Source organism: Xanthomonas sp. CFBP 8443 (assembly GCF_025666195.1).
Lineage (GTDB): Bacteria > Pseudomonadota > Gammaproteobacteria > Xanthomonadales > Xanthomonadaceae > Xanthomonas_A.
Genome location: NZ_CP102592.1, coordinates 2,590,588 through 2,615,657, shown reverse-complemented (window position 1 = coordinate 2,615,657; position 25,070 = coordinate 2,590,588). Strand labels below are relative to the sequence as shown.

At 66.4% G+C, this 25,070-nt stretch carries 13 protein-coding genes; 7 read left to right on the top strand and 6 right to left on the bottom strand.

Annotated elements, in window-relative coordinates:
* Positions 1-57: 57 nt before the first annotated feature.
* A complete protein-coding gene (locus NUG20_RS11095) occupies positions 58-981 on the bottom strand; it encodes an alpha/beta fold hydrolase (RefSeq protein ID WP_263398359.1) in 924 nt (307 codons plus the stop codon).
* A gap of 87 nt (positions 982-1,068) precedes the next feature.
* Positions 1,069-1,710, bottom strand: a complete 642-nt coding sequence (locus NUG20_RS11090) for a cysteine hydrolase family protein (RefSeq protein WP_263398358.1) — start codon at positions 1,708-1,710, stop codon at positions 1,069-1,071.
* 174 nt (positions 1,711-1,884) lie between these two features.
* On the opposite strand from NUG20_RS11090, the gene NUG20_RS11085 reads away from it, so the two are divergent.
* Positions 1,885-2,508 (top strand): response regulator transcription factor, encoded by a 624-nt coding sequence (locus NUG20_RS11085; RefSeq protein WP_263398357.1) that lies wholly within the window; start codon positions 1,885-1,887, stop codon positions 2,506-2,508.
* A gap of 176 nt (positions 2,509-2,684) precedes the next feature.
* Here NUG20_RS11085 and NUG20_RS11080 read toward each other — a convergent pair whose 3' ends face one another.
* Positions 2,685-3,479, bottom strand: a complete 795-nt coding sequence (locus NUG20_RS11080) for an SDR family NAD(P)-dependent oxidoreductase (protein ID WP_263398356.1) — start codon at positions 3,477-3,479, stop codon at positions 2,685-2,687.
* A gap of 118 nt (positions 3,480-3,597) precedes the next feature.
* A complete protein-coding gene (locus tag NUG20_RS11075; protein ID WP_263398355.1) occupies positions 3,598-4,089 on the bottom strand; it encodes a cupin domain-containing protein in 492 nt (163 codons plus the stop codon).
* 542 nt (positions 4,090-4,631) lie between these two features.
* On the opposite strand from NUG20_RS11075, the gene NUG20_RS11070 reads away from it, so the two are divergent.
* The 6 genes from NUG20_RS11070 (at position 4,632) to NUG20_RS11045 (ending at position 15,142) form a co-directional block, all read left to right on the top strand.
* On the top strand, positions 4,632-7,547 hold the full coding sequence (locus tag NUG20_RS11070; protein ID WP_263398354.1) for a sensor histidine kinase: 2,916 nt from the start codon (positions 4,632-4,634) through the stop codon (positions 7,545-7,547).
* Between the two features lie 120 nt (positions 7,548-7,667).
* On the top strand, positions 7,668-8,999 hold the full coding sequence (locus NUG20_RS11065; RefSeq protein WP_263398353.1) for an SWIM zinc finger family protein: 1,332 nt from the start codon (positions 7,668-7,670) through the stop codon (positions 8,997-8,999).
* The gene (locus NUG20_RS11060) at positions 8,996-10,522 is read left to right on the top strand and encodes a DUF5691 domain-containing protein (protein ID WP_263398352.1); all 1,527 of its coding nucleotides are present in this window, start codon (positions 8,996-8,998) and stop codon (positions 10,520-10,522) included. The genes NUG20_RS11065 and NUG20_RS11060 overlap by 4 nt, the downstream gene beginning before the upstream one ends.
* 27 nt (positions 10,523-10,549) lie before the next feature.
* Positions 10,550-11,632 carry an ATP-binding protein gene (locus tag NUG20_RS11055; RefSeq protein ID WP_263398351.1) on the top strand — a complete coding sequence of 361 codons (1,083 nt, stop codon included), beginning with the start codon at positions 10,550-10,552 and terminating at the stop codon, positions 11,630-11,632.
* A gap of 13 nt (positions 11,633-11,645) precedes the next feature.
* Positions 11,646-13,964 (top strand): DUF5682 family protein, encoded by a 2,319-nt coding sequence (locus NUG20_RS11050; protein ID WP_263398350.1) that lies wholly within the window; start codon positions 11,646-11,648, stop codon positions 13,962-13,964.
* Positions 13,961-15,142 carry a vWA domain-containing protein gene (locus tag NUG20_RS11045; RefSeq protein WP_263398349.1) on the top strand — a complete coding sequence of 394 codons (1,182 nt, stop codon included), beginning with the start codon at positions 13,961-13,963 and terminating at the stop codon, positions 15,140-15,142. The genes NUG20_RS11050 and NUG20_RS11045 overlap by 4 nt, the downstream gene beginning before the upstream one ends.
* A gap of 600 nt (positions 15,143-15,742) precedes the next feature.
* Here NUG20_RS11045 and NUG20_RS11040 read toward each other — a convergent pair.
* Positions 15,743-17,419 carry a ShlB/FhaC/HecB family hemolysin secretion/activation protein gene (locus NUG20_RS11040; RefSeq protein ID WP_263398348.1) on the bottom strand — a complete coding sequence of 559 codons (1,677 nt, stop codon included), beginning with the start codon at positions 17,417-17,419 and terminating at the stop codon, positions 15,743-15,745.
* A gap of 44 nt (positions 17,420-17,463) precedes the next feature.
* On the bottom strand, positions 17,464-24,816 hold the full coding sequence (locus NUG20_RS11035; RefSeq protein ID WP_263398347.1) for an MBG domain-containing protein: 7,353 nt from the start codon (positions 24,814-24,816) through the stop codon (positions 17,464-17,466).
* Positions 24,817-25,070 lie beyond the last annotated feature (254 nt).

Sequence of the window (25,070 nt, the reverse complement as noted above, 5' to 3'; positions counted from 1 at the left end):
CCGGGGACGACCGCATCGTGCATGCGAGCCGGTTCCTCGCGCGGTGCTTCTCTCGTGCTATTTGTCGAGAAAGGAAACGAGCGCAGGAATCGTCTGCTCCGGCGCCTCCTCCATCAGCCAGTGGCCCGAGCCCTTGACGATGACGCCTTCGACATTGGTATCGACCAAGCGCGCCTGGTCGATCAGGAACTGGCCACCGGCCCTCTCGCCGGACAAGACCAGCATGGGGACATGAATCGGGGTCCGGGCGAAGTCGGCGAAGTCCTTTGCATCCTGCTCGAAGTTGCGGAAGTATTCGAAGCCGGCGCGCATGCCTCCCGGCTTGGCGTACTGCGCAGCGTAGAACCGCCGGTCCGCCTCGGAGATCGAACGCGCGCGATCGGCGGCGAAGTCGTTCCAGAAATGCTCGAAGTAGATGCGTTCGCGTCCATCGACCAACTTGAGCGGCACCTCTCCATAGAAGTGGAAGTGCCAGAGGTCGCGCAGCAACCAGACCTTGGTCCAGTCGCCTACGCCCGGCAGGAAGGCATCCATCAGCACGACACTTTCGACCTGGTCGGGATACTGGGCTGCGTAGGCATAGGCGACCATCAGGCCGATGTCATGGCCGACGATCTTGACCTTGGGATAGCCGAGCGACTGCACCAGCGCATGGATGTCCTGGGCCATGGTCTTCTTGTCGTAGCCGCCTTGCGGTTTCGACGACGAACCCGCACCACGCAGATCGGGTGCGATCACCATATGGCGATCGGCCAATTGGCGCATCAGCGGACGCCACATGTGGCTGGTCTCGGCATAGCCATGCAGCAGCACGACCGGCGTGCCGGTGCCACGGCCGGCTTGCAGGTAGTGCAGCGTGACGCCATTGACGTCGGCCGAGTGGCTCTGGATGGGATCGTTGGCCGCATAGGCGGTGGATGCGGCGAGGAGCGCCAGCAATGCGATGCCGGCACGCCGGAAGGAACGAAGCAGCGTTTTCATGGGAATTCCTCGTTAGGAGCGTTGCGGAAGGGGAGGGTTTTCCTCCCGATCATGTGGATGCCGTTGCCGGCAGGGAAAAAAACCGGCTCATGGGTCTGCGGTAAAGGGCACGCGTGCCAGGAACTCGCGCGTCGTCAGCAGTGCATGCGCATAAGTGGGCCCATTGATTTCGTGTGCGTAGAACATCGCGTCGTGACTCAAGGCCGCGGTGGCATCGGTGACCAGGGTGACGTGGTAACCCAGCTCGCTGGCATGGCGGGCGGTGGTTTCGACGCAGAGATTGGCGATCAACCCGACCATGACGACGTGGCTGATGCGTTGTTGCTTGAGCAGGAGATCCAGGTCCGTGCTAACGAAACCGTTAGCGCCCCAATGTTCCGTGGCCACGGTGTCGCCGGATGCCGGCATGAAGTCCGGATGCCACTGGCCTCCCCAGCCGTTCTTCAGGAACGCCTGGGCTTGCGAGATCGCCTTCTGGGAAGGGGTAGGGTGCTGCCAGCGGTCGAAGTCGCTGGGCTGCGCGCGGTGATGGGGGACGAAGAACAGCGGCCATCGCGCGCAGCGGATCGCCTGACGGATCCGGCGCAGGTTCGGCAACAGGTCGACGGCCACGGCAACTTCGGCCAAGCGCGGCCAGAGCTTTCCGCCGTCGGACAGCGAATCGTTGTAAGGGTCTACCAGCAGCAGCGCGGTATGGCCCGGCGGATAGAACGGCCGCAGCGAATCCATGGCAGCGTCTCCGGGCGCGCCGTTGCGCCCACAACGCAAGCTTCGGCCGGTCGTGGCGAGACGACATCGCAAAGAACGGTGGGTCGCGCGTCCTCCATTTGGGGGTCCCGTTGGCGACCCGGGTTTGCTGTACATTGCTTCGCGAACGACAGGGGCGTGCGTAGCGGAGCTGACATGGCCATCCGGATACTGACCATCGACGATCATCCACTGGTGCGGGATGGCATCTCCGCCATGCTGGAGGTCGAACAGGACCTGGCCGTAGTAGGCGAGGCCGGCGATGTCGAAAGCGGTCTGGAAGCGTTCCGCCGCCTGCTGCCGGATATCGTGCTGGTGGACCTGCAAATGCCAGGCTGCAACGGCATCGAGTTCATCCGCAGGCTGCGTGGGGAGTTTCCCGCGGCCAAGGCGGCCGTGCTCACGACTTACAGCGGGGATGGCAATGCACGCGAGGCGATGGCAGCGGGTGCGTACGGCTACCTGCTGAAGAGCTCGCTGAGGGGTGAACTGATCGACGCGCTGCGCAAGATCGCGCAGGGAAGGCGCTGCGTATCCGCCGAAGTGTCGCAGGAGATCTCCCGGCACATCGGCGAGGAGGCGCTGACCGCGCGCGAACTGACCATCCTCACGGCGCTGGCGCGCGGCTGGGAAAACAAGCGGATCGCCAATGAGATGGGAATCTCGGCCGAAACCGTCAAGTCGCACCTGACCCGCATCTTCGAAAAGATCGACGCCAGCAATCGGACCGAGGCATTCCAGATCGCGTTGCGCCGAGGCCTGGTGAGGCTCGACGATTGAACGTCGCCCCGTATGCGCTACGAGGGCGACCGCAGCCTGTGTCTCAAGGTGGTTCCACGTCGCCGAGCGCAGGATGCCGATGGACGGCGGGGCTTTCTGGCCTTGGTCGATGGCGATTGGCGGCAGCGTGACCCAGATCGGCCAGCGCTGCGGCACCAGCGCAGTCTCCCGCCAGTTCAGACGACGGAGCGCACCACGCCGCCATCCACGCGTACGGCCGCGCCGGTAGTGGCCGAGGCCTGCTCCGAGGCGAGATAGACGCTGAGATTGGCGACTTCATCGACCGTTGCGAGGCGTCCAATCAAGGAGGTCGGCCTGTGCGTGGCAATGAAGTCGCGTTCGACCTCCGCCTGCGAAATTCCCTTCTCCACGGCGATTTTCCCAAAGAAATCGCCAACACCTTCGGATCTGGTGGGACCCGGCAAGATGGCATTGACAGTGACCCCCGTGCCGGCCAGCGATTCGGCGAGGCCGCGCGACACGGCGAGCTGTGCGGTTTTGGTTGTGCCGTAGTGCACCATCTCCGCAGGGATCTGTACGCCTGATTCGCTCGAGATGAATTGGATGCGGCCCCAGCCACGCCGGGCCATTTCTGGAGCGTAATGCCTGGCAAGGCGAATGCCGCTCAGAACATTCACTTCGAAGAATCGCATCCAATCTTCGTCAGGAATATCGAAGAACGCCTTCGGTTCGAAGATCCCGAGGCTATTGACAAGGATGTCCGTCGCCGATACGGCGGCAATCAGTTCCTGTGCGCCCTTGCTTGTCCCCAGGTCGGCGGCGACACCCGACACCTTGGCATGGGGAACGTTGCTGGCAATGGCAGCGATCGCGGCGTCCACGCGCTGCTGGGTGCGCCCAGTGACAACCACTCGGGCGCCAGCAGCGGCCAGGCCATTGGCGATGGCAAGTCCGATGCCGGCCGTCGAACCCGTGACGATGGCGGTCCTGTTGTTCAGGTCGATCTGCATGGAAATCTCCTCCAGAGGTTTGACAGACGTTTTTCTTTGAATCGCGGTGGCTCATGAAGCTTTGCATTGCAGCACCGCGACGTCGAGCGCGGCCTCTCCAGGTACCCGACGGACGGACTCAATGCTTGGCTGTCGGAGTCTCCGCCGGATTCTCGTAGACCGTGTCCGTCGGCCCAAAACCGGTGATGAGCACAGTGACCGCCTCGTCACCGGTCTGCGCGAAATGGGCGGCATTTGCCGGCTCGGTGTAGACCGAACCGGCCGTCAGTGTCTTGAGCTTGCCTGGGTCGAACTTCTGTCCGAAACCGAAGTGCCACGTGCCCGACAAGACTGTCCCAGCGCGGTCACCCGCATGATGATGCGCGGGAATGGAAGCATGCGGGGCAACACGAAGCAGTTGGCTGTAAGGGCCAGGCTGTGATGGATCGCCGAGGATGGTGACTACCTGCACGTTCGCATTGCCAGAGCCGCCTGCGCCGCCCGTGGGGGAAATGGCAGCGAGTTCGCTGGGTGTCTTCGCATAGTTGTCCGAGAAGGTCGGAACGCTCGTCTGCTGCGCATGTGCATCCACTGCCAGAGCAACCAGCAAAGCAATCATCGGCTTGTTCATCTTGGATCGTCCTATCGGTGAGGTTTGGCTTCTCTGCGTCCGGCATTGGCGACGCGGGTTGCAAGTACACGCAGACGCCTGGATTGGCCGCAGCGAATCCATGGCAGGCTTCTCCGGCGTGCGACGTGGCCTCCACGACACCAGCATCGGCCGATCGCCGCAGGGCGACATCGCGGGAAACGGTTGGTCGTCCGTCCTCCATTTGGGGGATTCCGCGTTGGCCGCGTTCGCCGATCTCCTGCGATCACCCGGATGCAGCACCTCACCCGCTGCGCCATACTCCTGAAGTCCATCCCGGCGGGGGAGATCGCCGGGCACACATCCCTCTGATTGCGTCACCCCCAATGGCCCCTCTGGTCCCCGTTGTGCCGTCCTTCTGGTTTGGCGAGCCGGGCGGTGGTGCGCGCCGTCTCCTGCATGCTGGCTTCGCCTTGCTGCTGCTCGGCTTGTGCGCCACGGCGCAAGCCCTTGCTCCCGATCGCGCCTTGTCGCAGCTGCGGCATGACCGATGGACTCCCGACCGGGGGGCGCCGGCGCAAATCATGTCGATCGCGCAGACGCCGGATGGATTCCTCTGGCTAGGATCGCGCCAAGGCCTGTACCGGTTCGATGGGCTGCGCTTCGAGCGGATTACCCGGATCGCAGGCGAGGCCATGGTCGATGACGACATCCTCAACCTGTTCGCCGACGAGGACGGCAGCATCTGGATCGGCTATGTCAGCGGCGGCATGAGCCGCATGGCCGGACCACGCCCGGCGAACTACCCGTATCAACGCGACGATGTCCCCATCGGTTCGGTGATCGGGTTTGGACGGGACGCGACTGGGCGGCTGTGGGCAGCCACGTCCGGCACGATCGTGTATCTGGACCTGGCCACGGATACATGGAAGACCTCTGCGGCTATGGACTTCGATCCGGCGTGGTCGCCGCGGCGCTTGTTCGTCGACCGCGAGAAGGGCGTATGGGTCGCCTTTTCGGATGGAGCGCAACACGGTATCGCGCACCTGGCGCCCGGCGCGACGCAGTTCCAGCGCATGCCGCAGTCCATCGAGACTCCTTTTTTCGACCAGGCGCCGAACGGCACGCTGTGGGCGGCGGACGAATGGGGCGTACGTCCGCTTGCGCAGGCGATGCCGCTGCCCGGACACGCCGGGGTTACGGCCAGCTGGCTCGCACCGGATGTCAAGGGCGCCGGCCTTCGCTTCGACCGCGACGGCGTGATGTGGCTCGCCACCGCGGATGGAATCGCGCGCGTACGCGATCCCGCCAAGCTGCATGCGCCGGACAAGGCCCATCCCGCGCCGTCGCCGGAACACTTCGGCACCGCGCAGGGATTGAGCTCCGAGGTGGTGTGGACGCTGTTCGAGGATCGGGAGGGCAACCTCTGGGCCGGCACGGCCAATGGCCTGGATCGTTTCCGTGGGAACGCGCTGGCCGCGATCCGCCTACCGCGGCGCGAGCAGGCATTTTCGATAGAGGCGGATCGCGCGGGCCGCATCTGGGCGGGCAATCCCGACCAGGGACCGATGCGCGTCACTCCGGATGCCGACCGCGCCAGCGGTGCGCTTGTGCAGGAAGTCCGGGGCGCGGATGACGGCGTGACCGCACTGCATCGCGACGGCGCCGGAAACCTTTGGGTCGGGGACGCGAACGGCGGGTTGTGGCGCGCCGACGGGGCAGGGCTTCGGCCTGTTCCGCTGCCGCCGGAGGTCGCCGGTGGCGGCAGGATCGTGACGATGGCCAGCGACCACCAAGGTGGCCTGTGGCTGAGCAAGGTCAATGGCGGATTGCTGCGGTTCCACGAGGGAAGGTGGGAAGCACAGAACGCCAGGTACGGCATGGCACCGGGCACCGCGCCGCGGGCGCTGGCGGAGGACGCGCAGGGCCGGATCTGGTCCGATGCGGGACAGACGATCCGGGTGTTCGAGCATGGCGTACACCGCGATTTCGATGAAGATGGGCCGGGTGTCGGTCGCATCGCGGTGCTGCGTGCCTGGGAGGGCGAGCTCTGGATCGGTGGCGTGCAGGGCGTGGCGGCGCGCATCGGCGAGCGCTTCCAGCGCCTGCTCGGACGCGATGGCGAAACGTTCGAACGCACAGCCGGCATGGTCATGCTGGCCAATGGCGAGGCTTGGTTCATCGGGCGCCCCGGCATCACCCGGGTGCCCGCTGGCGAGATGGCACGCTGGCGCCTGCGGCCGTCCTATCGGGTCGCCTTCGAGCGCTTCGGGGTGCTGGATGGCCTGCGGGGCGCAGCAGAGCAGAGTGGAGCCTCGCCGGTCGCAGTGGCCGACGGCCAGGGTCGGGTATGGTTCGCGACCAGTCGCGGCGTCCATTGGATCGATCCGCGGCAGCTCCAGCACGGCAATGCGAGTCCAGGTGCTGCGCCCGTCGTGCTGGCCGTGCACGTCGATGAAAAGACTCTACCGCTCGCATCGCCGCTGACCCTGCCGGCCGGTAGTCGTGACCTGCGGATCGGTTACACGGCGCCCTTCCTGCGCAGGCCCGAACAAGCCCGGTTCCGCTATCGTCTGGATGGACTGGACGATGATTGGCATGACGCCGGCGCTCGACGCCAGGCGTTGTACAGCCGCCTGGCCCCGGGCACCTATCGGTTCCGGCTCATGGCCGGCGACGGGGCACAACCGTGGTCCGGACGGGAAGCGGCGTTTACTTTCCAAGTGTTGCCGGCGTTCTGGCAAACATGGTGGTTCGCACTGGCCTGCCTGGTGGTCACGCTGCTGCTGGTCTGGTGGCTGGTGCGATGGCGTGTGGCTATCGCGCGTGAGGGCCTGCAGCGGGCGTACCGTGCGCGTATCGGCGAGCGCGAACGTATCGCACGCGATCTGCACGATACGCTGCTGCAATCCATGCAGGCGCTGGTGTTCCTGGTGGATGCCGCGCGCGGGCGGCTCGAACGCGGCGACGGCGAAGCGGCCAAGGCCGGGCTTTCCCGCGCGGTACGGGAAGCCAATGCCGGGCTGGTGGAAGGCCGTGACCGTATCCGCGACCTGCGGCAGCAAGGGGCGGAGCCCCAGGACCTGGAAGCGGCCCTCCGCGACCTGCCGAAGACACTCGACATGCCGCCGGATTTCGCCTACGAATTCAGTACGCGGGGCAGGCCGGTCCGCTGGCATGCACCGGAGCAGGACGAGGTGTATCGAATAGTGCGCGAGGCGGTCGCCAACGCGGTGCGCCATGCCGGCTCCAGGCATCTCCGCGTCCGCGTGACCGGTGGATGGCTTGGCGTCCTGGTGGAGGTCCAGGACGACGGTTGCGGGATCGAAGCAAGACTCCTGAAACGCGGCAACCGGGATGGCCACTGGGGACTGACCGGCATGCGCGAACGGGCGAGACTTTTGGGGGCAACGCTATCGGTGACATCCAGGCCGGCGGAGGGCACGGTCGTGCGGCTGCGCCTGCCGCGCTGGCGCGCGGGAAGAGGCGTTGGAGTTTAGGTCGGGTTTCGGCTCTATCTACTCAACGAGGGGCGTCGTCACCAATACCCTAGCAACCATGAGTCCTGCAGCTGTATCCGACCTCGGCTATCATTCTCCCAATCTGATGTGAGTACGGATATGGAAGTGCGACTCACGCGCGAGCAGGTGCTCGCGCTTGCGCCTGATGCATCGTCAAGCAAGGCGGCCGGTGGTCTGGCCACAGATGGAAAGTGGAGCCTGCTCGGTGCCGACGCCGAAGTCCTGTGGGGCGAATGCCAAGGCAGCGGCGCCAATCCATACCAGACCCAAGTGGAGCTGACCACGCTGGTGAGCCGCTGCTCGTGCCCCAGCCGCAAGTTTCCTTGCAAGCATGGCCTGGCATTGCTGCTGCTATATGCCGCCGGCAGTCCGCGCTGCGTGCCAAGTGCGCGCCCAGCCTGGGTGGAGGAGTGGATGCAGGGCCGTCGCGCCCGTGCGGTCCGGAAGGAGGAGGCCGCCGCCAGCGTGTCTCCGCCGGATCCGCAGGTGCAGGCCGCCGCTGCCGCCAAGCGCGAACAGGCGCGCTGGTCGCGCATGGAAACCGGTGCGGCAGAACTGCAGCGCTGGGTGGCCGACCAGTTCCGCCAGGGGCTGGCCAACCTGGGCGCGGGCTTCGAGCAGGAAGCGCAGCGCATGATGGCACGCATGGTGGATGCCCAGGCCCCGGGACTGGCCAGCCGGCTGGAACGCGCGCTGGGCGAGGGCGGACGCGACCTTGCCCAGCTGGCCGAACTTGGCGAGTGCCTGGGGCTGTTGCAGCTGCTCACCCAGGCGGTGCCCCGCATGGACACCTTCAGCGCAGCGCGCCAGGGCGACCTGCGCACTGCGCTGGGTTGGCCGATGGAGCGCGACGCGGTGCAGCGAGAGGGCGAGACCGTGCGCGATCGCTGGCACGTGCAGGGTCAACATGTGATTGAACAGCCAGGCAACTTGGTGGAGCGCCGCGTGTGGCTGCATGGCCTGGAAAGCGGGCGGGCCGCACTGCTGCAGGACTACAGCCACGGTGGGCGCGGTTGGGAGCAGCATTGGCGCAACGGCCATGTTCATGCGGGCAGTCTGCATTTTCACGCGGGCACGGTACCGCTGCGCGCGGTGCCGGGCGAGATGGAAGCGGGTCTGGACGCCGGTACGGCGCCGCCGCGCGAAGATACGCTGGACGCCGCCGCGCAGGCGTACGCCATCAACCCATGGCTGCCACAGGTGCCCATGCGCCTTGGTGAGGCGCATGTGGCACATGATGGCCGCAACGCCTGGGTGCAGCACGCCGAAGGCACTTTACCGCTTCGGCTTCCGACGATGCAGGGCTGGGCGCTGATGGCGTTTGCCGGTGGCCACCCGCTGTGCCTGATGGGCGAGTGGGACGGCCAGGCACTGCTGCCACTGACCGCATGGAACGCGACGGGCGAGCGCTGGGAAAGGAGCGGGGCATGAGCGAGGCATGGTTGAAGCCGGCGCTGCTGGGCATAGACCGCCCGCAGGCCATTCCCGCCGCAGGCGCGCTGGGCGAAGTGCTCGCCGCCGTGGCCACGCAGGAAGACGCCGCGCTGGGCTACAGCCAACAGGTGGGCGTCCTGGCCGCCTGCCGGCGCGCCGCCCTGCGCATGGCCGCGCCGGTGGCTTTGCCGCCGCCTGCGGAAGTCGATCCTCTGGTGCTGCCCACCGGCCACGCCTGGGCACCGCTGTTGAAGGGGCTATTCACCAGCGCACAGCCGTCGCCGTGGATGAAGCGCGCCCGTTACGAGGCCTGCTTGCAGTTGGCCGCACACAACCGGCACCTGCCAGTGGCGGTGCTGCCGCAGGCGTTGGAAGCCGGTGTCCGCCTGAGCGCGTTGCGCCCCGGCCTGCGCCCGGTGCTGGGTGTACGCGGCCGCTGGCTCGCGGCCTGCAATGCAGACTGGGCCTACGCGGCCGATGCAGTGGGCGAAGCGGAGGCACCGACGGACCTGGAGCAGGTGTGGAACGAAGGCGCGTTTGATGCGCGCCTGCTGGCCTTCCGGCAACTGCGTGCGCACGACGCCGAGGACGCCCGCGCGCGCTTGCAGGGCACGCTGAAAGACCTTTCCGCGCGCGAACGGGTGGACTTCGTCGCTGCGCTGCAGCCGCAGCTGAGCGAGGCCGACGCGCCGCTGCTGCAGCCGCTGTTGAAGGACCGCAGCCGCGAGGTGCGCATGCTGGTGGGTCCGATGCTGGCTCGGCTGCCGCCCACGCCGCACGCACAGTACGTGCAGGCGCAAATACTCAACTTGCTGCAGCACCAGCCCGGCGGGCTGCTGCGTCGTATGACCTGGAAGCTGGAAGCTCCCTCGGCGGCTGATGCCGGATGGGCCGAAGCCGCCATCGACGGCAAACGCCCCAACAACGATATGTTGGGTGAGCGTGCCTGGTGGCTCTATCAGCTGGCGCGCCAGCTGCCGTTGGCCTGGTGGTGCCATACCCTGGAAAAAGCGCCAGCGCAGGTGCTGGCCTGGGCTCGCAGCACGGACTGGTATGACGCGCTGTTGCGCGCCTGGCTGGAACGTGTGGACGCCAGCGAACCAGAATGGGTGGAAGCCCTCATTGGTGTGGAGCAGCGGCACATGAGCCTGGGCGATCTGCTGGCCATGCTCCCGCCGACGCAACGCGAACGGCACTGGCCCACCAGTGCGGCCGAACTTCAACAAAAACGCCTGTTCGGCGAAGTGTTGGACAGCACCGGCCTCGGCCAGACGCTCAGCGCGACTTACTCGCAGCAGCTGGCTGCCGGGCTGGGCGCGCTGTTTGGCGAAGAGTCCCTGCGCTACGACTACACCCTGCGCGACGCGCTGCTGGAACTGTTGGCCGTGCTTCACCCCTCCGTGCTGTCGCACGTGCAGGTGGCCGACGCACGGGCCGACGCCACCGAGGCCATGCACGACTGCGTGCAGCAGGCACGCCAACTTCTGGCCTTGCGTCAGGCGCTGCATTCCGCTTTCTGATCATCACGACCTTTCATTGGAGCCAACATGAGCACTGCCGTCCTGCGCCAGCACGCCGAACACCAATACGCAGAAGAGTTGGAAGAACTGCGCCGCCAGGACACCCGCCAGCGCCCGGCCAACTGGATGCTCTCGCCGTGGGCGGTGGTGACCTATCTACTGGGCGGCACGCTGGAAAACGGCTTTGTGGTCAGCCCCAAGTACATCGGCGAGCGTCGCCTGATGGAAGTGGCCGTGGCCACCATCGCCACCGACCGCGCCCTGTTGCTGTTCGGGGTGCCGGGCACGGCCAAGTCGTGGGTGTCCGAGCACATGACCGCGGCCATCAGCGGCGATTCCACCCTGCTGGTGCAGGGCACGGCCGGCACCAGCGAAGAGCAGATCCGCTACGGCTGGAACTACGCGCAGTTGTTGGCCCACGGCCCCAGCGAGAAGGCGCTGGTGCCCAGCCCGCTGATGAACGCCATGCGCCTGGGCAAGATCGCGCGCATCGAGGAACTCACCCGCATTCCGGCGGATGTGCAGGATGCGCTTATCACCGTGCTTTCCGAAAAGACCCTGCCCGTGCCGGAACTGGGCAGTGAAGTGCAGGCCGTGCGCGGCTTCAGCGTGATTGCCACGGCCAACAACCGCGACAAGGGCGTGAACGAACTTTCCAGCGCGCTCAAGCGCCGCTTCAACACGGTGATCCTGCCGGTGCCCTCCAGCGAGGAAGATGAAGTGGCGATCGTGGTCAAGCGCGTGGCCGAAATGGGTGTGGCGCTGGACCTGCCGGCCGAACCGCCGGCACTGCAGGAAGTCGCGCGGGTGGTACGGATTTTCCGCGAGCTGCGTAACGGCGTTACCGAAGACGGCAAGGCCAAGCTGAAGAGTCCCAGTGCCACGCTTTCGACCGCCGAGGTCATTTCGGTGATCAACAACGGCATGGCCCTGGCCGGCCACTTCGGCGATGGCGTGCTGCGCCCGGGCGACATGGCCGCCGGCATGATCGGTGCCATCGTCAAGGATCCGGTGCAGGACGCGCTGGTGTGGAAGGAATACCTGGAAACCGTGGTGAAGGAACGCGACGACTGGAAAGACCTGTACCGCGCGTTCCGCGATCACGTCTGAGCGGCCGGCGCCAATGAGCGAAGGCATCTCCCTTTTCGGCATCCGCCACCACGGCCCGGGCTGCGCGCGCAGCCTGCTGGCTGCGTTGGAGGCGCTGCAGCCGGACTGCGTGTTGATTGAAGGCCCGACGGGTACCGAGGCGTTGCTGCCGCACGTGTTGGAGGCGGGCATGCAGCCGCCGGTGGCGTTGCTTTCCTATAGCGTGGACGACCCGCAGCTGGCGGTGTTCCATCCCTATGCGCTGTACTCGCCGGAATGGCAGGCCATGAGCTGGGCGTTACGCAACGGCGTGCCGGTACGCTTCATGGACGTGCCCCCGGCGCTGACGCTGGAATGGCAGGCGCAGGCCCGCGCGGACCGCCTGGTACCGGAGGCCGCCGAAGCGCTGGACGCAGCGGATGAAACAGCGGTGCAGCCCCAAGGCGATGCCGGATCTGCCGCTGAAGAAGACGCCGAAGCCCGCCCGGCCGACCCACTGGACTGGCTGGCGCGGGCCGCCGGCCACGCCGACGGCGAGGCGTGGTGGAACTACATGGTGGAAGAGCGGGGCAACGGGCAGGGGCTGTTCGACGCCATTGCCGAGGCCATGGCAGCCGTGCGCGAGCACACACCGGAACACCCCGGTCTTCGCGGCGAGCACGAGGTGGTACGCGAGGCGCACATGCGCACCGCATTGCGCAGCGCCAGCAAGGAATTCGCGCGCGTTGCCGTCGTGTGCGGGGCCTGGCACGTGCCGGCGCTGCAGCCGGCCGCCCTGCGCGCCAACAGCACCACGGCAGACAACCGCCTGCTCAAGGGCATGCCCAAGCGCAAGACGCAGAGCACCTGGGTGCCGTGGACCTACCGCCACCTGAGTGCCGAAAGCGGATACGGTGCCGGCGTGGACGCGCCGGGCTGGTACGACCACCTGTGGCGCAACGCCGGCTCGCACGACCAGCGTACCGTGGGCTGGTATGCCCGCGTGGGCCGATTGCTGCGCGAGCACGGGCTGGATTGCTCCCCGGCCCATCTCATCGAAGCCACGCGCCTGGCCGACACCCTGGCCGCGCTTCGCGGCCATCCTTCGCCGGGGCTGGAAGACATTGCCGAAGCCAGTCGCGCCGTCATCTGCAATGGCGACGACGCGCCCATGCGGCTCATCCGCGAACGTCTCATGGTGGGCGACGCGCTGGGCCAGGTGCCCGAAAGCGTGCCGGTGGTACCGCTGCAGCGCGACCTGGAAGCCCAGCAGAAACGCCTGCGCCTGAAACCCGAGGCGCTGGAAAAAACGCTGGATCTGGACCTGCGCAAGGACAACGACCTGGCGCGAAGCCACTTGCTGCACCGCCTACGGCTGATCGGCATCGAATGGGGGAGGCTTGCGCGCACCGGGCATTCGGTGCGCGGCACCTTCCACGAAGTCTGGCAGTTGGCGTGGCAGCCGCACTTCCTGGTGGATCTGGTGGAGGCCAGCCGCCACGGGCAGACCCTGCTGGACGCCGCTTCCAGCAAGGCCATCGCGCAGGCGCGCAAGGCCGAAGCGCTGCCGGAACTTTCCGGACTGGTGGACCAGGTGCTGCTGGCCGATCTGCCGCAGGCGGTGCGCGCCATTGCCGCCGAGCTGGAGGCGCGCGCAGCCACGGATGCCGATCCGCTGGCCCTGCTTGGCGCACTGCCGCCGCTGGCCAACATCCACCGCTACGGCAACGTGCGGCAGACCGAGGGCGTGCAGGTGGCGCACCTGTTCGACAGCATGCTGGAACGTGCGGTCATCGGCCTGACCCTGGCCCTTTCCAGCTTGGACGAAGCGCGCGCCGAACAGGCCCGCACCGTGGTGCTGGATGCCGACCGCGCCATTGGCCTGCGTGACGACGCAGGCGGCAGTGCCGGGTGGCAGCATGCATTGCAGCGGGTGGCGCTCTCGTCTTCGTGCAGCGCGCTGCTGCGCGGCGTCGCGCTGCGGCTGCTGTTCGACACGCAGGCGGTGGCGGCCGACACGGTGCACGTGCAGCTGCAGCAACAGCTTTCGCCAGGTGCCGAGCCACTGCAAGCCGCGCAGTGGCTGGATGGCTTCCTCAACCGAAACGCCACCGTGCTGCTGCACGATGATGCGGTGTGGCGGATGATCGACGAATGGGTGGTGGCGCTGGACGAGGCGCAGCTGGTGCGCGTGCTGCCGCTGGTGCGGCGGACCTTTGCCGCCTTCGAGGCCGCCGATCGCCGTGACCTGGGCACCCGTGTGAAGCGGGCCCCGGTGCAGAAACCCGCGGCCGTGCTGGCCCCGGACTGGAACGTGGCACGCGCCGAACGCGCGTTGCCGATGCTGCGCGAACTGCTCGGGCTGCCCGCATGACCGATACCACCGAAGCACTGGACACCCCCACCTCGCGCGAGCAGCGCTGGCGATTGATTCTGGGCCAGGAGGCCGATCGCAGCTGCGGCGCGTTGCCCAAGAACCTGCAGGGCATCGACCAGGCCCTGGCCGCGCTGTACGAACCTGATGGCCCCGGCGGCCTGGGTCGCCGCGGCGGGCGCGGGGCGTCTTCCCCGAATGTGGCCCGCTGGCTGGGCGACATCCGCCGTTATTTCCCGTCATCCGTGGTCCAGGTGATGCAGCGCGACGCCCTGCAGCGGCTGGATCTCACCCAGATGCTGCTGGAAAAGGAAATGCTGGAGCAGGTGCAGCCCGACGTGCACATGGTGGCCAACCTGATCGGCCTGAGCCGGGTGATTCCGGCAGAGACCAAGGACACCGCACGCATGGTGGTGCGCAAGGTGGTGGACGACCTGCTGCGCCAGCTCGAGGAGCCCATGCGCTCCGCAGTGACCGGCGCACTGGACCGCGCCCGCCGCAACCGCCGCCCGCGCCTGGCCGAGATCGACTGGCACCGCACCATCCGCAGCAACCTGCGCCACTGGCAGCCGGAACTGCGCACCGTGGTGCCGCAGGAGTTGGTCGGCTATGGCCGCAAGGCAAGAAAGCCGCAGCGGGAAGTGCTGCTGTGCATCGACCAGAGCGGTTCCATGGCGGCATCGGTGGTGTATTCGAGCATCTTCGGCGCGGTGATGGCCTCGTTGCCGGCGGTGGCCACGCGTCTGGTGGTGTTCGACACCGAAGTGGTGGACATGAGCGAACAGCTGGACGACCCGGTGGATCTGCTGTTCGGCGTGCAGCTGGGCGGCGGCACCGACATCCACCGCGCGGTGAGCTACTGCCAGGGCATCATCCGTGAACCGCACAACGCCATCCTGGTGCTCATCTCCGACCTGTACGAGGGCGGGGTGGAAGACAACCTGCTGGCCCGCGCCCGCGAGCTGCTGGAGGCCGGCGTGCAGTTCATCGTGCTGCTGGCACTCAGCGACGAAGGCGCGCCGTCCTACGATCGAAGCTTGGCCGGCAAGCTGGCGGCACTGGGCGTACCGTCGTTCGCCTGCACGCCGGACGCATTCCCGGGGCTGATGGCCGCTGCGATCCGCCGCGACGACATCAACCAATGGGCAGGCGGGCAGGGGCTGTTGACGACGCGTTGAGCGTCTACGCTGGATCGCGCAGCAATGCATGGCGGACAGACGGGGCAGGGCAGCGCGAACGCAGTGCGACTAGGGAGCGTTATCAGGGGTAACGAGGACGCGCGAACTGAGCCACGGTGGGAAGTCCGGAAACGCGATCGGAAGTGCACGGTGAGTATTTCTGTTCCTCAACGTCCCCGAGGCCAGGCTGATTGGACGCGATATTCCAGCCGAGATCCTTCCGTCAGGGCACCTGACGACGATCATCACCCCTGGGCAGATAGGATGCCTCGCTCGTCGGTTCCAACTGACATTTTGGCTCGGCAAACGTGCCAGACACCCAGCCGGTTCGGGCCAGACTTACGAAGCGCCTTCAGTATGCTCGGACTGCGGCGGAAGCTGAGTCAGCGCTGAGGCGTTCGTCGTGTAGTCCTTCGCCGACCGCGGCGCTTCCTCAGCCTGTCACGGAATGATTCGGTTCCTCGAAGCCATCCTCTGTGGACTGAGCCCGTGGTGGCCCCCTCCACTGAGCTATCGCCTCGCGACCTTGGATGCGTGCGTGATGTGGGAATCAGGAGAGCAAAAGACGGCATTCAATTGCCTCCGTCCCCTACGCGCTGCTCAGAAGCCCCTGACCAACTGTAACCATGCCCGTGCGGAGCTGCGCTTGCCGAGCAATGTGGGTGTGGCGCCCACCGATGTGGCCAGTTGCACTTGCGCCTGCCAATGGCGTGTGCCGACCCAGCTGAAGCCGATGCCGACGCCATCGAGGTCGAATTGATTGCGGCCGGCGATCCACGGGTCGGCATTGACGCGCAGGCTGCCATGGTCGACAAACAGGCTGCCCTCGCAGCGGCCGGCGCAGTCGAACGGCAGATGGTGGCGTAGCTCTACTGTGCCCAGCCAGCCGCTGGCGCCGGCGATGCTGGAGACGTCGTATCCGCGCACGCTGTTCGACCCGCCCAGCAGGAACTGCTCGGAGGAGTCGAGGTTGCGGTTGCTGTGCTGGCCGCTGAGGCTCACATACACGCGGGTAGCGGCACTGAGGTTCTGCAGGCGGGCGAGGCTGGCGTTCCAATGGGTGTAGCCACCTTGTGTGCGTGCGGTGGCAGCGTCGGCGGCCGCTGCCGCGGCGTTGGCGAAGCCGAGCCGGCCGTGGCCGAGGCCGAGGCTGGCGCTGGTCAGCCCGCCGCCGCCCCAGTCGTCGCCGTGCTGGCTGACGACGCTGGCTGTCCAGTGATTGCTGTGGCGGTCGTTGCGCAGGGCGGTGCTGTCGATGCGGTCGCGCAGTTGCTTGCGGTCGAACTGCAAACGGACGTCCAGTCGGCTGTCGTGCGTGCGCACCAGCGGCTGCGACAGCCAGGCACTGGAAACCCCGGCGGTACCGTGTGCATCCAGCGCATCGAGCGGACCACCCAGCGCATAGGCCAGCATCGAATACGCCGCGCCGAGCCGGGTGCCACGCCCGTTCAGGGTGAACTGGTAACCCAGCCGGCCGTAGCGCAGGCCGCGGCCGGAGGTGAGCGTACCCAGGCTGAGCTGGTCGCCGTGGCGCATCGGATTGTTGATGTCTAGATAGGCTCCCACGCGCAGGCGGCCGGTGTAGCGGCTGCCTGCGGTGTCGGCGACCAGCTGGCCTTGCAGAGATGGTTCGGCGTCGGCCTGCACGGCAAGGGTCGAGGTGCCCGGTTCTGTACCGGGGCGCAGCGTGGCGTGGGCTTCCACGCCGGGCAGGTCGCCGAGCAGCAGCAAGCGGGTATACAGCGTGGACTCGGTGACGACTTCGCCGGAGTGCAACGGCGCCAGCGTGGCGCGCAGCAGGCCGTCGCCGATGCGGCTTTGGTTGGCCAGTTCGACCTGGTCGTAGCGCGCCTCGACCACCTGCAGGCGCACCGTGCCGCCGCTCAAGGTTTGCGCCGGTACCAGTGCGCGGGCCAGCGGGTAGCCGTGCGCGTGGTAGTAGTCGGTGATCCGCTGCGCCAGCGCGTTGAGCTGGGTCAGGGTCTGCGTTTTCCCTTCGCCGTCGGCGACCAGCGCATGCAGGGTTGCGTTGTCGAAGATGGTGTTGCCTTCCACCAGCAGGTGCGTCACCGCGAACGGGGTGGCGTCTTCAGTGGTGTTGCTGGTCGGCGACTCGATCACCAGGCCGGGTGCGGCGACGGGTTTCTCCAGCGGCTTCGGCGGCACTTGCTGCAGGATCTGGCCGCTGTTGGGGATCGTCTGCGCTCGCGTGGCCAGCGGCAGGGCGAAGCAGGCCAGTGCAAGCGGGGCGAAGCGAAAGCGGAACGGTGACGGCATACGGTGATCCTTGCGCGGGGCGCGGGATGTGCGGGTTGCGTGATTCACGGCAGACGAACTCCACCGTTGACGATGCGCACATCCGGGGCATACGGCGCGTGGGCAGCATCGGTGTCCTCGGGGGATTGCTGCAGCCCGGCGACGGTGCTGACGACAAGGCGTGGCGCGCTGCCATCGATCACATGTAGCGCGGCGGCGTTGCCTGGTGCCTGCTCAAACAGATAGTTGAGTGCGGACAAGCCGCTGCCGTCGATGGCGTACGGCCCGGCCGGGCTGGCCGCGGTGGCTGGCGTCTGCCATGTCAGCGTGCCGTCGGTGGCATCGGCCAAGGTATCGCCACCGACCAGCCCGGTTACGGCACCGCTCAAATCACCCGGCATCTGTCCGATCTTGAAGTGGGCGGTATCCGCGCGGTATGTCAACGTCGCGGGCGTGACATCGGCGGTCGTGGTCGCGCTGGTGTTGTAGCTGTAGTTATTCGCGTCGCTGCCGCTGGCCGTGATACCGAAGACGCTGACGGTTTTTCCGGTACCGACATTCTTGTTGAGGAAGTTGCCGGTACCGGTGAAGTTCACCGTATCGCCGGACAGCACGCCGGCACTTGCCAGCGTGACCGCATCGACCGTGCTGCCGTCGTAGACGCGGCTGGTACCGGTGGCATCGACGGTGATGCCGAGCTGGCTGATGTCGGCCGTCGTGTTCGCGGTGGTGTTGTAGCTGTAATTGCCCGCATCGGCACCGCTGGCGGTGATGCCGCTGACGGTGACGGCCTTGTTGCTGCCAGCGTTCTTGTCGGCGAAGGCCGCCGAGGCGTTGCCGAAGGTGACAGCGTCGCCCGCCACCAGGCCAGTTGTGCCCAGTGCTGCGATCGTCGCGGCCGTGCTGCCGTCGTAGACCTTGTCCATACCGATCGCGTCGACCGTGATCGTCTTGGCGGCAATGTCGGCTGTCGTGTTCGCAGTGGTGTTGTAGCTATAGTTACCCGCATCGGCACCGCTGGCGGCGATGCCGCTCACGCCGACCGCCCTCGCCGTACCGACATTCTTGTTGAGGAAGTTGCCGGTACCGGTGAAGTTCACCGTATCGCCGGACAGCACGCCGGCACTTGCCAGCGTGACCGCATCGGCCGTGCTGCCGTCGTAGACGCGGCTGGTACCGGTGGCATCGACGATGATGCCGAGTTGGCTGATGTCGGCCGTCGTGTTCGCGGCGGTGTTGTAGCTGTAGTTGCCCGCATCGGCACCGCTGGCGGTGATGCCGCTGACGGTGACGGCCTTGTTGCTGCCGGCGTTCTTGTCGGCGAAGGCACCGGTGCCGTTGAAGCCCACCGTGTCACCGACGAGGATGCCGGTGCTGACCAGTTTTACCGCATCGGCGCTGGTGCCGTCGTAGACGCGATTGGTACCGGTGGCACCGACGGTGATGCTCCGCGCGGTGATGGTGCTGCTGCTGTTGTCGACGTAGGTGACGGCATAGTTGCCGCCGCTGTTGCCGTCGCTCACGGTGACGCCGTTGATGGTCACGTGCTTGCCGATGCCGACGTTCTTGTCGGTGAAGGCGAAATTGCCGCCGCCGAGGGTGTCGCTGCCGAACAGCGTGCCGCCGCTCACTACCGCTGTGCCGATCGCGCTCAGCCCGCCATCGTAGGTTTTGCTGACGTTGCTGCTGCTGACCGTCAGCGCGGCCTGACCCACCGAGAGGCTGCCATTCCTGTAAGCGATGGCGTAGTTGCCAGCGGTGAGGCCGTCAGGTGTGATTGTGTAGCCGCCCGCGTTGGTGGCGCCTTGCGCGTCGCCGGCATAGCCCAGCGCGCCGCCGAGTACCGAGGTGGTCTCGCCGTTGACAAAGCCGCTGTAGGTGACGCCGTGGCCGCCCGTGTAGGCGAGGCCGTTGTAGGTCTTGCTGTCGTCATTGGCGGTGACCGTCAGCGCGGCCTGGCCCACTGTGAGGCTGCCATTCCTGTAAGCGATGGCGTAGTTGCCAGCGGTGAGGCCGTCAGGCGTGATCGTGTAGCCGCCCGCGTTGGTAGCACCTTGCGCATCGCCGACATAGCCCAGCGCGCCGCCGAGTACCGAGGTGGTCTCGCCGTTGACAAAGCCGCTGTAGGTGACGCCGTGGCCGCCCGTGTAGGCGAGGCCGTTGTAGGTCTTGCTGTCGTCATTGGCGGTGACCATCAGCGCGGCCTGACCCACTGTGAGGCTGCCATTCCTGTAAGTGATGGCGTAGTTGCCAGCGGTGAGGCCGTCGGGGGTGATCGTGTAGCCGCCCGCGTTGGTGGCGCCTTGCGCATCGCCGGCATAGCCCAGCGCGCCGCCGAGTACCGAGGTAGTCTCGCCGTTGACAAAGCCGCTGTAGGTGACGCCGTGGCCGCCCGTGTAGGCGAGGCCGTTGTAGGTCTTGCTATCGTCATTGGCGGTGACCGTCAGCGCGGCCTGACCCACCGTGAGGCTGCCATTCCTGTAAGTGATGGCGTAGTTGCCCGTGTTGAAGCTACCGCCGGTAGCTGCGTTCGACGTGATGGTGTACGGGCCGCCAGTGACGCCGGCGCTTGCCGCAGCACCGGCGCTGGTGAGCGCGACATCGCCGATGGTTTCGCCGTTCTGCAGGCCGCTGGCCGTGAACTCGTTGCCTGCAAACGTGAGCGTGTCACCGTAGGTCTTGCTGGCGTTATTCGCCGTGATTGTCAGGATGGCCTGGTTCACCGTCAGTGCGGCGGCGTTACCTGTCGCTTGCGCGAACGTGTAGTTGCCGTAATTCGCGGTCAGGCCGCTGCCGTCGATGGCGTAGTTGCCGACGTTGCTGATGGCTGTGGCACCGGTAGCGAAACTGGCGGTGCCGGTGGTGGCGTTGGCCAGGGTCTGGCCGTTGACGAAGCCGGTCACCGTGCCGGTCAACCCGCTCGGCGTGTTGCCGTAAGTCGTAGTGGCGGTATCGGCCAGATAAGTCAGGAGGGCCGGATTCACCGTGAGTGCGGCGGCGTTACCTGCCGCTTGTGCGAACGTGTAGTTGCCGTAGTTCGCAGTCAGACCGCTGCCGTCGATGGCGTAGTTGCCGACGTTGCTGGTGGCTGTGGCACCGGCAGCGAAACTGGCGGTGCCGGTGGTGGCGTTGGCCAGGGTCTGGCCGTTGACGAAGCCGGTCACCGTGCCGGTCAACCCGTTTGGCGTGTTGCCGTAAGTCGTAGTGGCGGTATCAGCCACATAAGTCAGGAGGGCCGGATTCACCGTGAGTGCGGCGGCGTTACCCGCCGCTTGTGCGAACGTGTAGTTGCCGTAGTTCGCGGTCAGGCCGCTGCCGTCGATGGCGTAGTTGCCGACGTTGCTGGTGGCTGTGGCACCGGTGGTGAAACCGACGGTACCGGTCGTGGCGTTGGCCAGGGTCTGGCCGTTGACGAAGCCGGTCACCGTGCCGGTCAACCCTGTCGGCGTGCCGCCGTAGGTGGTAGTTGCGGTATTGGCCAGATAGGTCAGGGTGGCTGGGGCGATGGTCAGCGTGCCGGGCGTGAAAGCGATGTCGTAACCCATCTGGCCGGAATACAGGTCGCTAGTCAGCGCGTAGCTGCCGGCATTGGTCGCCGGGGTGCTGGTTCTGGCGTTGGCGTCGCCCAGAATCAGGCTCGCATCCACACTGCTCGCTGGCCGCCAGTGGCTCGGCGTCAGCGTGCCGAGGATCGAGCTGCTGCTGCCAGCAAAGGCGGTGCCGTTGTAGAACGTGCCGATATTCACGGTGAAGACCGCCAGGCCCGTCATGAAGGTACGCAACAACGGCGCGGTGTCACCCGCGTAGATCCGCCAGGCCGCGGAGCTGCCGCCGACGGCACTGATATCCGTGCCCCAGGCCGCAAAACTGGCCGGGTCCATCATCTGTGCGGTGGTGAGGCCGGTGCCGCCGCCGTCACTGGTGGATTGGCCTGTGGTTTCCGTGTCCCAGTAACTGCCGATGATGGTGCCTGCGGCGTAGAAACCGACCAGACCACCGACATAGTTGTTGCCGCTGACCGCCCCGGTGGCGTAGGTGTTTGTGATCGTGCCGCCCGGTTCGTTGGAGCCAACCAAGCCGCCGACGTAGTTGCCGCCGCTGTACAGGATGCCGTTGACCTCCCCGGTGGCATAGGCGTTCGTGATCGCGCCGAGGTTGCTTCCGACCAGACCCCCGACATAGTTGCTGCCTCTGACCGGCCCGGTGGCATAGGTGTTGGTGATCGTGCCGCCCGCTTCGTTGAAGCCAACCAAGCCGCCGACGTAGTCGCGTTCGTCGGAGGTGAAGCCGTTGACCATCCCGGCGACATAGGTGTTTGTGATCGTGCCGCCGTTGTCTCCGACCAGGCCGCCCACGTAACTCTGCCCTGCAACCGACCCGCCGAGCAGACCGAGATTGCGGATCGCGCTGCCGTTGCCGGTGACGCCGAACAGGCCGACGTAATCGGTGTTCGGCCAATTGATGGTCAGGTTGTTGATGGTGTGACCAAGGCCATCGAAGACGCCGGTGAACGCTGCGCCTGAGGCGCCAATCGGCCTGAAGCCGTTGTAGGCAAAGATGGGCCGGCCTTGGGCGTCCAACTCGAGGCCAACCCACCCGATCGAGGCGCTGGCGTCGATGTCGTTGCCCAGCACATAACGGCCGGCGAGGCCGGTGTTCACGCCCTGCAACTGGTTCAGATCCTGGATGACGGTGTAGAGGTTGGGCCGGTTGCTGGGCGTCACGGTGCCTGTGGGCAAGTCGTTGGTGTTGAATACCTGATTGCCGGACATGCCCAGCAGGTATGGCGTTGTCTGGTTGCCGACGTTGCCCCACCTGGCGGCCGTGAAACCTCCGGGCAGCGCTGCGATCAGTGCCTTGGTAGTCAGGCCGGTACCGCCGCTGCTGGTGGACTGACCGGTGGTTTCCGTGTCCCAGTAGCTGTTGGTGATCGTGCCGGCATTATTGAACCCAACGAGACCGCCGACGTTGCTGCCGGTGCCGCTGACCGCACCAGTGGCATAGACTTGGCTGATCGTGGTGCCGGATACGTTGTTCCCGACCAAGCCGCCGACATAGTTGCTGCCACTGACTGCGCCGGTCGCATAGGCTTGGTTGATCGCGCCGCTGATGTTGTATCCGACCAGACCGCCGACGTCTTTGCTGCCGCTGACCGTACCGGTCGCATAGGCTTGGCTGATCGGGCCGCCGTCGTTGATCCCGATCAGGCCGCCGACCTCACCGCCGCTGCTGCTGACCGTACCGGTCGCATAGGCTTGGCTGATCGAGCCGTGGTTGTTGTACCCGATCAGGCCACCGACAGTGGCCACGCCGCTGACCGCACTGCTGGCATAGACTTGGCTGATCCGGCCGCTGCTGTCGTTGTATCCGACCAGGCCACCGATGTCGGCACCGCCGCCGGAGCCGACGTCGGCACCGCCGGGATTGCCGTTGATCGCACCGGTGGCGTAGGCCTGGCTGATCGTGCCGTAGTTGTACCCGACCAGGCCGCCTACGTTGCTTTGCCCCTGGATCGACACGCCAAGCAGGCCGATGTTACGGATCGTCGTTGTGGTGTAGGTGTAACCGAACAGGCCGACGTTGTTGGAGCCGGGCCGGTTGATGGTGAGGCCACTGATGGTGTGGCCGAGGCCGTCGAAGGTACCGGTGAACATCTTGGAATCGGTGGCGTTGAACCTGTGGCCGATCGGCACGAAGCCGGAGCCGATGGCAGAGCCGAAGGCGGAATCTCCCCAGTTGGCCGTGGCGCTGGCGTCGATATTGGCACCTAGCGCGAAATAGCAAAAACAGTTGAGGGCGCCGCTGATGCCTTGCAGGTCCGTTCCGGACGTGCTGCCGGGGGCGCCCAACGTCGTGATGATGGTGTACGACTGGCCGTTGATTTTCAGCGTGTTGCTGCCGCCGGTGAAATCCACCCGGCCGCTCTGGCCCGGCATGGTACTGACCATGTTGACATTGACGGTGCCGCCGCCAATCGCCGCATCGCCGCCGTTGGCGGTGCTCGTGTTCAGCGCGAGGCCGGCGCTGCCGCTGGCCGTCATCACGGCGTTGATATCGACATCGTGGGCGGCGGTGAGCGTGAGCGTGTTGGCGCCCCAGTTCACTACATCATTGACGTAGATGTCGCCGCTGCCGCTGGCGTTGGCGCCTTGGCTGGACTGAATGGTGACATTGCCACCACCAAGCTGGCTGCCCAAGGTGCTACCGCTTATGTCGCCACCGCTGAAGGCGATGGTGAAATCGTGCGGATCGATCAGCCAGGTGCCGGCGTTGCCCATGGCGGCCAGGGTGGTGATCTTTGCGCCGTCGGCCACCTGCACATGCGCCGCCGAGGTTTCGACAAAGCCGCCGTCGCCGCCATTCGGCGCGCTGGCGTCCAGCGTGCCGTCCACCTGCGTGGTACCTGCTTCCATGCCGCCGAGCAGCACGATCCTGCCGGCGCGGTTTTCGACCGTCCGCGCCTGGATCGTGCCGCTGTTGTTGACCACGCTGGCTAGCAACGAGTCCTTCGCGCCGGCGCTCATCAGCACCTGGCCGCCGTCTGCGACGATCAGCTGCTTGTTCTCGGCCAGCGCGTTCAAGGTGCTGGCGTCGATCTGCATGTCGAGCAGGTGGTTGCCGTCGAAACTCAAGGTGACCGCGCTGCCGCCGGCCAGCGCCACGCTGCCGGCAGGCGCGTGGATCGCACCCTGGTTGGACACCGCGTGGCCGAGCAGGGCCACGTAGCCGCCGGGCGCAGCGGTGATCGTGCCGAGGTTGGTCACGCGGCCGACGCTTGCGCCGGTAAAGTGCAACGTGCCGCGACCCAACTGGCTGTCGCTGACGTCGAGCGTGCTGGCGACCAGGCCGCCCGCGTTGACCTGCGCGCCTTGTCCAAACAGCACGCCGTTGGGATTGATCAAGAACACCTGGCCGTTCGCGTTCAGGTGGCCGAGGATCACGCTGCCGTTGGGGTCGGCGATGCGGTTGACGGCGATGGACTGCGCGTTCGGCTGCAGGAAATTGACCGTGTCCTGCGCGCCGATGTTGAAGTTCAGCCAGCTCAGTGACAGGTTCTGGCTGTTCTGCTGGATGGTGGTGAGGTGATCGCCGTAGTCGATACGGCCGCTGCCGGCGGTGACCTGACCGCCGGTGGGGTGGGTCGAGGATGCCGTCGACGCGGTGACCGTCGGCGCGAGCGTCGGACGAGCGGCGGCGATGGCCGCCGCCGGACGGGCGGCATCCATCGCCGTAACGCCGGTTGGCGCGGTAGCGAGGGCCAGCATCGGCAGGCTCAGGGGCAGCGCAGCCCACCCGGCCGGGCGCGTGCGGCGCGATGTCGAGGTACCCCCGGCCTTGCCGCGACCGCGGGCGAGTTCGGAAACGACCAGCCAGGTGCGACGGACCTGGCTCCAGACCAGCCGGTAGATGTGATTCATGCGATTCCCCTGTGGTGCAACGCAGATTTCCCCGGGGCAAGCTTCTCTTGGACAGGCTCGATGACCGGGTTGGTTAGCTGGGAATTTTGCGCGCGAACGCACAGGCGACTTGATCGGCTGTCTCAGTTGGGAAGGGGAGGTTGGGGGGGAATGACGACATGGGGAACGAGGTTTTCGTTGGCAAGACGGCAGGCGATAGCGAGTCGATACGCCGGGCCTGGCGCTGGTTCGATGCGCCAGCAAGCCTCAGGGCC

Bases quoted from the DNA above. Each gene is read 5' to 3' on its own strand.
- NUG20_RS11070 (WP_263398354.1), top strand. From the start codon at position 4,632: ATGTCGATCGCGCAGACGCCGGATGGATTCCTCTGGCTAGGATCGCGC.
- NUG20_RS11080 (WP_263398356.1), bottom strand. From the start codon at position 3,479: ATGCAGATCGACCTGAACAACAGGACCGCCATCGTCACGGGTTCGACG.
- NUG20_RS11055 (WP_263398351.1), top strand. From the start codon at position 10,550: ATGAGCACTGCCGTCCTGCGCCAGCACGCCGAACACCAATACGCAGAA.
- NUG20_RS11090 (WP_263398358.1), bottom strand. From the start codon at position 1,710: ATGGATTCGCTGCGGCCGTTCTATCCGCCGGGCCATACCGCGCTGCTG.
- NUG20_RS11095 (WP_263398359.1), bottom strand. From the start codon at position 981: ATGAAAACGCTGCTTCGTTCCTTCCGGCGTGCCGGCATCGCATTGCTG.
- NUG20_RS11075 (WP_263398355.1), bottom strand. From the start codon at position 4,089: ATGAACAAGCCGATGATTGCTTTGCTGGTTGCTCTGGCAGTGGATGCA.
- NUG20_RS11050 (WP_263398350.1), top strand. From the start codon at position 11,646: ATGAGCGAAGGCATCTCCCTTTTCGGCATCCGCCACCACGGCCCGGGC.
- NUG20_RS11065 (WP_263398353.1), top strand. From the start codon at position 7,668: ATGGAAGTGCGACTCACGCGCGAGCAGGTGCTCGCGCTTGCGCCTGAT.
- NUG20_RS11045 (WP_263398349.1), top strand. From the start codon at position 13,961: ATGACCGATACCACCGAAGCACTGGACACCCCCACCTCGCGCGAGCAG.
- NUG20_RS11040 (WP_263398348.1), bottom strand. From the start codon at position 17,419: ATGCCGTCACCGTTCCGCTTTCGCTTCGCCCCGCTTGCACTGGCCTGC.
- NUG20_RS11085 (WP_263398357.1), top strand. From the start codon at position 1,885: ATGGCCATCCGGATACTGACCATCGACGATCATCCACTGGTGCGGGAT.
- NUG20_RS11035 (WP_263398347.1), bottom strand. From the start codon at position 24,816: ATGAATCACATCTACCGGCTGGTCTGGAGCCAGGTCCGTCGCACCTGG.
- NUG20_RS11060 (WP_263398352.1), top strand. From the start codon at position 8,996: ATGAGCGAGGCATGGTTGAAGCCGGCGCTGCTGGGCATAGACCGCCCG.